Annotated in this window: 10 protein-coding genes; all 10 read right to left on the reverse strand. The window is 41.7% G+C overall.

Annotated features, from left to right (window positions below; genetic code table 11):
* Positions 1–80: 80 nt before the first annotated feature.
* Positions 81–4,247, reverse strand: a complete 4,167-nt coding sequence (locus tag AC23NW_RS10895; protein WP_487449457.1) for a PKD domain-containing protein — start codon at positions 4,245–4,247, stop codon at positions 81–83.
* 42 nt (positions 4,248–4,289) lie between these two features.
* The gene (locus AC23NW_RS10900; RefSeq protein WP_487449458.1) at positions 4,290–4,835 is read right to left on the reverse strand and encodes a hypothetical protein; all 546 of its coding nucleotides are present in this window, start codon (positions 4,833–4,835) and stop codon (positions 4,290–4,292) included.
* A gap of 240 nt (positions 4,836–5,075) precedes the next feature.
* Complete coding sequence (locus AC23NW_RS10905; protein WP_487449459.1) at positions 5,076–6,701, reverse strand: hypothetical protein; 1,626 nt, start codon at positions 6,699–6,701, stop codon at positions 5,076–5,078.
* Positions 6,702–6,703: 2 nt separating this feature from the next.
* Entirely contained in the window at positions 6,704–8,089 is a 1,386-nt protein-coding gene (locus AC23NW_RS10910; protein WP_487449461.1) for a hypothetical protein, read from the reverse strand.
* Positions 7,992–8,504, reverse strand: coding sequence for a hypothetical protein (locus AC23NW_RS10915; protein WP_487449463.1), 513 nt, complete (start codon positions 8,502–8,504; stop codon positions 7,992–7,994). The genes AC23NW_RS10910 and AC23NW_RS10915 overlap by 98 nt, the downstream gene beginning before the upstream one ends.
* A 143-nt stretch (positions 8,505–8,647) precedes the next feature.
* Positions 8,648–8,848, reverse strand: coding sequence for a hypothetical protein (locus AC23NW_RS10920; RefSeq protein WP_487449464.1), 201 nt, complete (start codon positions 8,846–8,848; stop codon positions 8,648–8,650).
* The gene (locus AC23NW_RS10925) at positions 8,818–9,339 is read right to left on the reverse strand and encodes a hypothetical protein (RefSeq protein ID WP_487449465.1); all 522 of its coding nucleotides are present in this window, start codon (positions 9,337–9,339) and stop codon (positions 8,818–8,820) included. Before AC23NW_RS10925 ends, AC23NW_RS10920 begins: the two co-directional genes overlap by 31 nt.
* A 90-nt stretch (positions 9,340–9,429) precedes the next feature.
* On the reverse strand, positions 9,430–11,400 hold the full coding sequence (locus AC23NW_RS10930) for a hypothetical protein (RefSeq protein WP_487449467.1): 1,971 nt from the start codon (positions 11,398–11,400) through the stop codon (positions 9,430–9,432).
* A gap of 98 nt (positions 11,401–11,498) precedes the next feature.
* Positions 11,499–12,182 carry a hypothetical protein gene (locus AC23NW_RS10935; protein ID WP_487449469.1) on the reverse strand — a complete coding sequence of 228 codons (684 nt, stop codon included), beginning with the start codon at positions 12,180–12,182 and terminating at the stop codon, positions 11,499–11,501.
* Positions 12,182–13,105 carry a hypothetical protein gene (locus AC23NW_RS10940; protein WP_487449470.1) on the reverse strand — a complete coding sequence of 308 codons (924 nt, stop codon included), beginning with the start codon at positions 13,103–13,105 and terminating at the stop codon, positions 12,182–12,184. The genes AC23NW_RS10935 and AC23NW_RS10940 overlap by 1 nt, the downstream gene beginning before the upstream one ends.
* Between the last annotated feature and the right edge of the window lie 10 nt (positions 13,106–13,115).

The raw sequence follows: 13,115 nt of genomic DNA on the forward strand, positions 1-13,115 counted from the left end.
GAAGGTTTGGGGATATAAAAATAAAGAGAGATTACCATGAATAGTAACCTCTCTGATTTTTAACGAGATAATCTCTTAATTTACTCTACTGTTACAACTTTTGTATGGTTAAAAACTTGTCCTGTACAATTATTAGTAACGGTTAATCTAATCGTATATGTACCAATTGTTTTAAAATTGAAATACATAAACTTTTTCGAATTAGAGAAAACCTGAGAAATTGTAACATTCTGAGAATTTGAATCTACAGACCAGTTGTAAGATGCATTTACATAATTACTGTAATTCGGAATTGAGTAAATCTCATTATAATCATTAACTGTTGATGAATATCCCGCAATTGAAATATTATCAAAATATGTACTTGGACATATTGATTCAATTTCAGTTATGATTTTTCTGAACTGCCCTTTGTATTCTACTTTTACAGTATTTTGGTTAAGTACATAATACCCTTGATTGTAAGTACAGTTATTATTTGTTACACTCCCCGTAGCAACATGACCATTTATTGAAAATGATGAAACCGTAGTAGCAAGACTTGATACTGAACTTCCGTTTATATCTGCCGCAATAACAGTAGAAGCTGCTTCGCTATGTGAGTTAAACGGAGTACCGTCGGGAGCTTGTACAAAGTAATAATTGGTAGTAAAATCCTTAATACAACATGGTGGAGAATCAACGGTTACTGTTACATCTGCATAACAGCTTGCACAATTATTAGTATTCCAGAAACGATAGGTATATTGTTCTGACGTTTCCGTAATTGGAGCTGTTATTGTTGAATCTGAATAACTTGAACCATTAATATTTATTCCTGTAACAGAACAATGATCTACGTTAAATACAGCACCTTTAACCCGATAAACTCTGTTTGGAGTTCCTGTCATGCTGTTGAAATTCAGAATCGGATTAGTAAGTCGATTATTTACACATCCTGCAGCTACAACCTGTGGTTGATTAACTGTAACTAAAGAAGAACAAGTAACAGGTTCACAACCGGTAACAGTTACTGTAGCAGTTTTAACTCCTGTTGATCCGGCACAGTTGACGTATGAAGTAGAAATTGTATACGTACCGCATTCGGTAAGGGTAATGAACGCATTCCATGAATTCGTAAACGAACCGGTATATGCGGTTGTAGCAGCACCGTCTTTCTGAATGCTCCAGCTATAGGAACCACTGTCACCGTTGGTGGCACCTACGTTATTGAAGGCAAATGCAACTTCAGTATTTCTGGTAACAGAACTTACCGGAGCGTTATTTGCTGATGCGTTCAGCGTAGCATTTGTATTAGGAGCAGGTGCTGTACATGAATTCGGAGTATAACAGTTACAGTTTCCATCCCGTACCTGTCCGGCAGGACACGCACAGTGATTACCTTCATTTACCCAGTATGTTGAGCAACCATTTGTTTTTTCTACCTGAGATACACACGATCCACCGGACGCAAAACAACGGGTATTTCCGGTATTTGTTTCTGCCACCGGTACACATCCTCCCGGAGACACATTAATGGTAAGCTGCGGTTGAGCACTGCCACATGATCCGGTAACATTTACTTTAATAGTATATGTACCTGCCGTATCAAACTTTGCCTGAATCTGATTTGATGATCCGCCACCACCCTGATAGTTACCACCGTTCAAATCCCAGTTACTGTAAGAAATTCCGGTTCCGTTTGCATTTGCGGTGAACGTATAGGTAGTACCGGTTGTGTACGTTGATGTACCGGAAGTAATAGAAGCACCACTTACAGGGACGCATCCTGAACCAACCAGAACAGTTGTTGAAGCTGAAGCAGAACAACCCGCACCGTTAGAAACCGTTACTTCATACGTAGTTGATTGTGAGAGGTTTACAGTAATGGTTTGCGTTGTTCCGATTACTGTATTGTCTCCGGAAACCTTCCACGTAAATGAAGATCCTGCCGTAATATTATTTCCGTTTACAGTGAGTACCGTATTACCCGCAGAGCTTAAAGATGCCGGATTAGCCGATACACTCAGATTGGAAGGAGCTGTACAACCACCACCGGTTGATCCGTTTCCACAAGTAACTACGTTTGAGGTAACAACATTGTTATCACCCTGTTTTACAACAACATAATAACTTCCCGCAGTATATCCGTTCAAACTGAATGTTGTGCTGAAATTACCACCGGATACAATAGAAGAGTTGTTATCGGCAATCTGTACATTTGATCCGTCCGGTTTGTACATCAGAATGGTAACAGCTGTAGCACCTGCCAGATAACCGCTGATACTGAGTGTATTATTATTACAGTTTACGTTTGCATAACTTGACGGGGTATTGGCAATGGTAATCGTACGGGTTGGTGTTGCATTAGGATTACATCCGTTGCTTACTGTAACGGAAACCGTGTAATCAGCACTTCCCGATGAAGGTACCGGAAATTCAATCACGGCTGTATTGGAACTGCCACCCCCCGAGATAAGCACACCATTGGGATAACTCCAGCCACTATACGTGTATGTGTCAGGATTACCACCGGATGCATTTGCTGTAAATGTGTACCGGTCATATCCGCTGGTAGCATTTCCGTTCTGGGCAACACTAATGGATGCTTGCGGAGCTGTACAGGTTGGTGGTGGTGTACCACACGTTACGGTTACGGATGAGGATGTAACCGTATTGCTGTCATTTCCGGTTTGCCGTGCAAATACATAATAGGTTCCCGATGTAAGATTGATCGGATTACCGTTGGTAAAGGAAGTAAACGTACCGGTTAATGAACTACCTGAACGGTTATCATAAAGCTGACCGATAGTAGTACCGTCACTTTTCATTAACCATGCACTTACCGAACCGGCACCCGGAATCTGACCTTCACTGATATTTACTGAATTACAGCTGATGTTTGCAGTAATACTGTTACCCGCTGAAGGGTTAAAGGTAAAACTGATACTTCCTGCTGCCGTACAGGTTCCCGTACCGTCACTGTTAGTAGCAATTACGCTGTAGGTAAACGTTCCCGTTGAAGATGGTAATGTTACCGAAGGTGACGCAGAAACGGAGCTGAATCCGGCAGGTCCACTCCACATGTACGTTGTATTCTGGTTAATACCCGTTCCGGAGACGCTTAATGTAACGGTTGATCCTTGTGAAGGATTATTGTTCGAGCTGCTTACATTCAGCGGATTCTGTAATGCTGTACAGTTTGGTGTACTTCCCTGCGCGGTAATGGTAATGGATTTTGATGCACTGCAGTTTGAACCTGATCCGGGATTGGTAACAATTACGGTATACGTTGCAGTAGTTCCCGCGCTTCCCAACGTTACGGTTTTGGTATTTCCGGTAGAACCGTCATTCCACTGGTAAACAGCTCCCGATGCACCACCGGATGCTGTTAAGGTAATGGTTGATCCTGCTGTATTTGCCGGTGCAGAATTGCTGATGCTGATATTAGCTGCAGAGATTGCCGTACATGCTGACTGGTTTACCCCACACGGAGTACCCGTTGATGAAGTAAGCGTAGTCTGATCATTGAGCCGTACAAATGCGTAATAGGTTTTCTGACCGTATGTACTTACATCAAAATCCCACGTATAGCTTCCGGATGTATTGGGAACACCATCCTTACTGGTTACTACCGGTCCGCTGGCACTACCATCACGTAATTCAACGTATAAATTACCGGTAGGTGTAAACGTACCGCTTACCCGTACCGTGTTGCTGTTGATACATTGTACCGAAACCGTATTGGCTGCTGCACAGGTATAACTTTTAGGTGAAGCAGGGATCTGCGTCGGTGTACCTGAATAATATACTTTTACCGTATGTGTTCCGCCTGTTTTATACTGGGCAGGAACCGTATATTCAAAACCGAACGCTGTATTGGATCCGGAACCGATAGCTGCAGCTACATCAGGACGCGAAACGGTAGCCGGATAATTTGATACAACAAGATTATCATCAATATAAATATCTACGGCCAGTGTAGATTTATTTGTTGTATCAGCCACCCATCCCCGGATAATATCACAGGTAGCTTCATCAAATGATCCGTTATAGGTGGTTTCGCACTGGAGCGTAAAAGACCGGGATGTTTCACAACCATCCTTTACAACAGTTACCGTATAGCTGTGTGAGGCATTGTCAATAATACCTGCAAAATATACGGTATTTCCACTGATACTCTGAAAGCGTTCTGTAGTATCTCCGGTTGCTTTTACAGATACAGAGGTAAACGGCGGGGATGCACCGGTTAAGGTAATTTGTGACATAAGAGAGGTAGGAAAAGGGGAGAAATTAATCTCCCCGGTTAATTAAACGCAGGATGGTGTGTTAACTGAAATTGATAATGTACAAGGACAGTTTGCAGCGGTAATGGTGTTTGATGAACAGATAACCGAACCGTTTTTCAGAATCTGCATCGTATACTGCTGATTGTGAGCAACCTGATAAGTGTAGTTTAATCCACCCGCAGGAATGTTCTGTGCAGAACCGGATACAACCACGTTTGAACTGTTAACCAGTTGAGCCACGTAGGTATTGGCACCACTGTGTGAATGAATGCTTGTCGTTACGTTTGCGTAGTTAGGTGTACCGCTGCAGGATGAACTGATTGTAGGGCATTTACAGTCAATATCAGAAAAAGGAACATCAACCGTAGACGTACATCCACTGGCATCCGTTACGGTAAACACGTACGTAAAATAACCGTCATCAGCGTTGAAATCAATGTTTCTGGTTGTTGCTGTACCTGCCGTACATCCCGAGTTACAGGTAATAGCTGCGTTGGTATCTTTTCGTTTGATGCTCAGTGAAAAGCTACCGGTTGCACTGGATAAAGTTGCGGTGAGTTTTGCCATGTTAGATTTTAGAATTTAGGGTGTGAAAAGCGCGGTCAATTGCTTCAAGAATTTCTCTCAGCGTTGCCGTAGGCGAAAGATTGAGGAAAGTTAATCCGGATACTGCATCAGGATCATCCAGATACTGAATGCATTCAGAAGATAACTGATCAATACATCCGTCACAGTTTGGTTGAGGTGGAATTGGTTTTCCGCAATTCTGCTCGACCGGTTGAGGGATTTGCTGATTACAGTTGCACATTATGGTTTGGAATTTACAGTATTAATCCAGTGTGGTTTTATGGTGGCTTCAGTATTTACAGATGGGTAACTACCACTGTTCCAGTCATATCCGTTACCGATCTGAAGCTGACAGATAATATCATTCCAGAACGGATGGGAACTTACGGGAATAGCGTAGGTCTGCGGAGTACCGTTTCCGGAAAGTACTACATCCATCGACTGTGCAATAATTGCCAGTTTACCATCTACAAAATCACTATCATATTGACCGGATTTTAACCACATTAATTTTGTTTTCGTTAATCCGGTTACGGTTGCGTTGAGGTAAATAGTCTGGATTTCAGATGCTTTCCATGCTCCTTGCGGAGAAGCTATTTTTCCCTGCTGCGTAGTGTTATTGTTATCCGTGTGGGAATCTCCCGCATGAAAAATCATTTCCCTGTTTTCACGTTTGAAACGTGAATTGATTCCGTACCATCCCTGTAATTTTCCGTCTGAAAAATCAAACGCAAGCGGTCGTAACGGAATATTCTTAATAAAGGAACGGAATGCTGATTCAGTACCAACATAGAGATACCCTTCGTAGCCAGTGGTGGATTGATTATCCATATCGGTAACAACAGCTGAGTTCATGTATCCGCTGTCATTATCATCAGCTCCGCCAGCTCTGGAAATAAACTGTTTACCACGGAAGCGTGAATTATAGGGAGTAAACAGAAATACACCACGATCACTGTTTTCATAAGTAGTACCCATCCAGCATTCACTTGTCAGAAATTCACCGGTATCAGTTTGCTGACCGGGTACCGAGTTATCCACTCTGCGGGAAGGCTGATCGGTAAACGGAAGATTTCCGGTATACACTTTCTGATTCCACAGATTTGCAATTGAATAACAACCCGGAAACTCCTGTTCCCGTCCGCGAAATGTCATTTCACCGTCATTCCGCTGATTATCAATAATAGTATAGAATTTTACAGCATTATCAACCAGTGAAAACCAGAAGTGATAGTATACCGGTTCAGATTTAGGAAGTCCGTATCCAAGTGAAGGAAACCAGATATATCCCTGCACCTTTACGTATAGCATGTTATCTTTTTTCTGAAAGAATAATACCGGTGGCCGGTTAAGGTATACATCACCTCCCGGATTGGGATTAAATCCTGTATCGCGTCCTGCTTCCGATGTAGTAACACCCCGGTATCCTACTCCGGGTGTTCCGTATACGGAGAAGAAAAAGCTTCTTCCCGTATCGGGATTGTTGAGATCTCCCCCTACTTTATAGGTATTGATGAGGTTTTCACTCAGGGAAGGAAGAACAGTAATATCTGCAACAGATCGAAGCACAGCTCCAATTCCGCCAATCGAGTTAAGTATCCCGAATTCGATTTTACCGTTTGTGATATTCTGGTACGTATTCCACACCCATTGATCTTTTTGATTTTCTGTAGGAATGAATGGTGCATATTGAACAAGTTGATCAAAAGATCCTTCAGCAAATCCACCGTTAATAGTAGATTCAGTTACCGGTTTTTCCGGAATGGTAATGGTAATGGAATCCCTGCAACCGGCAGCACACAGTAGCGTAAGTGTATACACACCTGCTGCCAGATTTTTAGGTAATGTGATTACTTTGGTAGCCATGATTAAAAAATTCCGGATGCTACGGTAGAGTTGTTTAAATCGGTGAGTTCCCATGATACAGCGTCTTCACCTGCTGTAATGAGTGTGTAGATATTATCCTGATTACTTACGCTGATAATGTGCAGATCAGAACAACTGATAGTTATGTCAAAGGTATCTGCAATTCCCTGTGAATTACCGGCAAATACCTGTAAGGTGTAGAATGCTTCTTCTTTTGGTGTAAAATCAATTGATCCTGTCAGTTCAGTATCGAGTGATGTTCCCCACGATCCGGAATAATTAGCCTTTCCTTTCCATCCTGAATCAATCAGTAAAGATCCGTTTTCGTATAGTTTAAACGCATTCGGACGATTCTTAACATCGTATCTCAGGAATACGTTCTTACCTGCGGATTCACTTACGTCCAGTGTGTAGACCGGATAAATATATTCTGATGTTGGTGTGTAGGAATCACTGATAATACTACCACATGTATACACAGGTGTTGTGGTAATGTTAACGGTTTTGGTTTTGACAGCTACAGCATCTGTACAATTAAATACCTTTACAGTTACAGATCCGGGAAGAGATGCGGTATTCCACCGCACACCTATATACGCATCCGTTGATGCAGGTTGTGTGATAAGTGTACCACCGGTAATACTCCATTCATATCTGACCGGATCAGTACCTGTAAGAGGAACAATGCTATAGTATTGTACACTTCCTGCTGCAACAACAGCGTTTCCCTGTATTTCCGGAAGTGTAACGGGAATACAGCTACTGAGATCAATTCCGATAATAACGGATTTCTGAATACTTATCTGTTCACCGTTACAGGTTGTTACCGTAAGAAAAACCCTGCCCGAACCTGTTGGTCCCCAGATAATTTTCACTTGTGCTGCATTAGCGGATTCACGGATATACCCGCCCTGTACTTTCCACTGGTAACTCAGTACAGTTCCTGTGCTTACGACAGTATAGATTACCGTCTGATAAGCAGAAACCGTACCGGTTCCTGTCAGAGATATACCACTGGCAGAAATACAGGTATCTGAAGTACGGATCGTTACCGCTTTTACCCCGCGTACAGAACTGTTTGCAAAGCCTGTTGCAGTACACATAACCGTTCCGGATATACCGTTACCCCACGCAACACTGATCTGATCAGTACCCTGTCCTGATAAAATAATACCACCGGAAACTTCCCAGATATATCCGGCAGCATTTTCAGCATTTGCACGATATACGGTTTTTTCGTTTTCCGTTACATTACTTTTTCCTGATAAAAGTACGGATTGAACAGGTATGTTATGGGATTGCTGGAGCATCGTTACATGAAGCGTCTGAAACAGTGATGGTTGTTTTACATTCTTCTTCCGTTTCCTTACAACAGTTGTTCTGAACAATATTGATTATATTATTGATGAACGTCTGATTTGTTGTAATTTTCGTAATAAGCTGTGTAATCAGTGTTTGATTGTTAATAATCTGATTGATAGTTTCATTAGGCAGTTTACAAAGCCGGTCATCTACTGCTTCCGCAAATGATTTCTGATCTGTAATCTGATAATGATAATGATTGCGTAAACAGGGCAGGTTCCAGTTTGTTGAGGGAATTACATGTGTGCAGAGTTTTTCATCTATTTTTTCCAGAATCGTTTCAAGTGACGTTCCGTTTTTGATGTTGAGACACCGTAATTTGGATGATGTGGTTGCGCAGCTGTGGTAGTAAATGCAGGAACTGTCATATCGTTTTTCACAACAAACTTTGGTTTCTTCTGCACATTCCGGTTTTCCGCAAGGTTTTCTTTTATCGTTCATTGAGAATTCGGTTTAAGCGGTCATAATTCAAATCAGGTTCACATTTACAGTTCACACTTAATCCGAGATTGCTCCAATACAACAATACGATTTTAGAAGCATCTGCCGCTTTAAAATCGTATCGTAATTCCCCTGTAATCTGATTAGCCAGGTACTGAAATGGTTTTTTGCTGTTCAACATAGCGTGTAGCTTCCTTGATTTCGTATTGGAAAAAATCAACCGGATGAATCGTTGCGTGGGTCAGTACATCGAGAAAGGTCTGAATTTTCGGATCATCTGATCCCTGCTTTCTGAGTTCATTCAGTTCTTTGATTAGTGCTGTGATTTGAGTTCTTGTGTACATAGTAGTGAGTGGGCTAAATCGTATTGCTCCTGTGCAAGCTCCGTTTCACCGGCAGCTGTATTAGCTTCAATTCCGAAGATCAATGCATGGATACGGAAAAACTTCTGAAAGTTTGCTGAACAGGGTTCTTCTGTTTTCCAGTTAATTGTTGTCATCCAGTTCATAAACCGGCATTGCAGCTGATCCGTACGGAAGTAATTCAGACAGGTGTATACGTAGCAGTTGGGAGCAACCGAATAGGTAAGTTTATACAACCCGTCCTTAATTTCACTCCGCATGGTTGCACCGAAGTCATACGATGTAATGAGATTGGAAGTTTCGGGATTAAATGGAATAATAAGCGGTTCGGTTACATCAGGAGCTGAAATTTCCAGCAAGGGAGATTCTGCACCATCTTTCCGGTATACGGATGTATCCTGTACAACCAGTGAAAACGGATCGTTCAGTGGAACAACTTTAATGGATAATTCGTGTCTTGTCAGTTTTTTCATAGCTATTAATTTAAAATAGGGTGATCTCAAAGCGGACCACCCTATACCAACCTACCACTCACTTATACCAGATAATCAGGTATATATGTATTATAGTACTACCTGCTTGTTTTTACGTGTTGCATCAGATGCAGCAACAAGCTTGTTAATTGTACTTTCAAACTGTTTTCCTTCACCTACAGGGAAGAAGAAACGATAGATGATTTCCTGTGGACCGGTAAATCCGAAGAAACCGTCTGCGCGGTGATTATGACGGATACGCAGCTGGTATTCATCGTAATACACATCAAGTTTAGTGTTGAATTTCTTACCGAATTTCTCACGGATTACCGGATGAAAATCATATGTTTTCAGGAAGTAACCCATTGATTCCCGTTCGATTTCCACAACAGCACGACCCTGATTGATCGGCATATCTGCTTCCTGCAGAATAGTAAACGGATCATCTTCCGAGTACGCCAGCGGTTGCGTGAAATCTTCTGAGTGACGCGATACACGGATGTGTACCGGATCATTCATACGTGAATCATAACCCAGATACGGGAATGTTTCCGGTGTGTAAATTTCTTCAAAACGGGCACCTTCCAGCCACACACCACAGGCACAACCTGATTGTGGTTCCGGATCTTTCGGTGTTTCCCAGTTGTTGAATGCAAACGGTTCCGGAGTTGTCCATGTGAAGCTGTCAGTAGTACAATCTTCATCTGTTACCAGATTACTCATTACCGTCATTTTGTACTGACGTACGCATGTACCCACAATGTGTTCAGCAACATCTGAACCCGGATAAGCAGCCTGCAGTTCAGGTAAACGTGATTCACCGCACTTGGTATCCATTACAGTAATGTAATAGAATTTCGGTGCTTTCTTACCTGTTTCAACTTCACACCATGAATAGGTTGCTGATTCTTCCGGAACACACAGATCACGCTGAATACCCAGAGAGAATACGTTTGTCAGGTTAGCATTTGCAAATATGGTCATCACATCTGCTTCCGGTTTTGATGCAGGAACAATGTACTGATACACATCCCGGTCATCATTACCTGCCAGCTTAATCCGGCTGATCTGATCCGGTACGTTTGGTACACTTTTACCTGCCGGTACTGTAAGTTCATAAACAGCAGCACCCGGAACCTTTGTGTAGTTGCACGGACAATCTTCGCAATCAGTTAGTTTTTTCAAACCGCTGGTAGTGAAATCAGCCAGTGCATTAGCAGATGCTAAACGGGTAACACGGTAAGTTGTATATACGGCACCTTTGCGAACCCGTTTGATTGCTTCACCCGGATAAGCAGCCTGAAGCTTACCGAAAGCTGCATCTGACTGATCATCGGGAATTTCAATTTCAAACGTTTTGTAGCTGACCAAACCTTCCGGAGCTTCTTCCGGTGTTACACATTTTGTAATCTTAGTAGGTTTGATGAGCCGTGTCATCGGAATTTTGTGGAACTTATCTGCTTTAATCTGAGCAATAAGTTTATCCGCAATAACCTGACATTTCTGATATTCACACTGACCTGAACAGTTCTGATCTTCACAATCACTGCACGGAGCAGGATCCGGTTCAATGTAATACTGACGTTTGAGAGAACGTGAAGTACTGTTAGCTACCATGTGAGCAGGGAAACCAAACAAATGCACAAAGTAGTTTACACTATCGTGTTTAGGTGCTTTGAGTGTTTTCTTAATATCTACCCCGTCGTAACCGATAGCTACAATTTCTTCCTTTGTGTAGGGTTTACCCTTGATACCCTTGAATTCAACAATATCATCCGCTTCAAATTCAATTGTTTCATGCTGCCAGAAAGGAATACCTGCGTATTTAAGTGCTGTATAATCTTCCGGATCAACAGGAACAGTACCCTGAATGAGTTTGAATTTGCGACCTTTTGAATCTGTTGGTGAAGTGGTAGCAACAGATTGTTTACCTAAATCACGGTAAAACAATCCGATTTGTTCTGTAGCCAGATCTTCCCGCTTTCCTGAAGGAAGTAATGTGGGTACATTTGATACGAACGCGATACGGTTCGCCTGATGAAGTTTTCCTGCTTGCGCCATTGCTGTGACGTTAGTGTGTTAAGGGTGGAAAATTAATGGATGAATTATTCAAAAAATATGGTGTAGAAAATCAGAAGAGATTATCTGATATAATTAAATCAGAAGTTCTCTTTTTCTGATGTAGCAATACGATCTTTTGCAGCTTCCAGACCACCCTGTACAGGCGTAATCCGGTAATATTCTGCTACAACAAGATCAAGTATTTCACGCAGATAAAAATCACCGATTGGTTCCGGATCAATAGTTACAGACATTTCTCCCGTAAGTGTTTCGTATCCTGCAAGATCTACCGGTTTCAACGGTCGCCAGTATGAAATAAAAGCACTTTCAATATCAAATCCTTTCCGGTAAACCAGTAACTTATCTCCGGAGATTGTGTAAAAGGTTTCACGATATTCCCAGTTTGGTTCATTACACCAGTCATTCCAGAGTTCTTCCAGATTTGCAGGATGCTTTAACGGTCTGGTAATCAGACTACTTACACATGAATCTAATCTTCCTGTGATATGAATACCGCCCAACTGATGAAATTCCGGTAAGGAAAACTGTACGGTACGATCTGTCTGTCCGCTACGGGTTACGGGTTCTTCAGTAACGAAGAGAAACTGTAAATCCTGCAGCTCGTTTGAATCTCCTTTTTTCTGCAAAGAATGTTCCAGCCAGCGTTGCTGCTGATCATTCCATAACAGCACAAATTTATCCGGAGAAAAATAACGACCTTCGTACGTACCGAGTTTATTTATTTTCGTTAAAAACTCCAGATAAAGTTGTACAATATTCATTATTTAGAAGGGTTTTCAAGTTTTATTAAACTTTCAAGAACATCGTCAAAATTTCCGGATAACAATGACTCTTCAACTTCTGTAAGTGTTTTACCTAAATCAATATCATTGAATGTATAGAAATTACCGTTTTTAATAATTTTACGATAACGTGAACCCCACATAACAAGGTGACGAACCAGTAAATGTTCGTTATCCAGTGTAAGCGTGTTGTGGAATGTAGTAAACTCTGCTTCTGATTTAAGTTTGTTGCGGAATTGTGTAAATAATCGCTGGATAGAATCCTTATCCATATTGCGGTTCACAGTAATTTTAAGAACTGAGCACCACATATACATTTTTTCCTTATTCTCTTTATGCGTATAAATGAGAGCTGCAATTTCATCTTTAAGATCCTGCAGGGTATTCTGACGTGAGGTTTCGTTAAGCGGATTAAAGAAATACAGAAAACACTGTGATTCCTTGTATTCAGGTAATTTGAGTTTATCGTAATCCGGTGCAATAAACCGGTTTTCAATAGACGCATGATAGAATACTTCCGTCAGCGGATCATCCAGATCCCATACAATATCACCACCTCCGCGAGGAACCAGCAGAATCGAATGATTAAGCCAGAAATCTTCCGAATCATTCGGATTTGGGTTTGCTGAAAGATTTACACCGAGTGCATTTTCCAGACGGTTTCTGCGTTCGTTGATTTCTTTCTGCACTTTTTTACGTCTCGCATCATCTGTAATAGAGCGAACACGCGGAGAGTTTTCATTAAATCCTGTTACCCATGTACGTCCGTCTGCTTCCTTACGCACGTAGCGTTTGTGATCAGCATTCGGGTGTACTGTGATATTGGGTGATTGTTCCGTTCCGTAGTAGTTAAAATAACGGGCAGCTCCCGTAGATTCCTGTTTTACAAAAATATTTTTCATGAATAAGTGT

This window comes from Arsenicibacter sp. R0_47 (assembly GCF_057652235.1).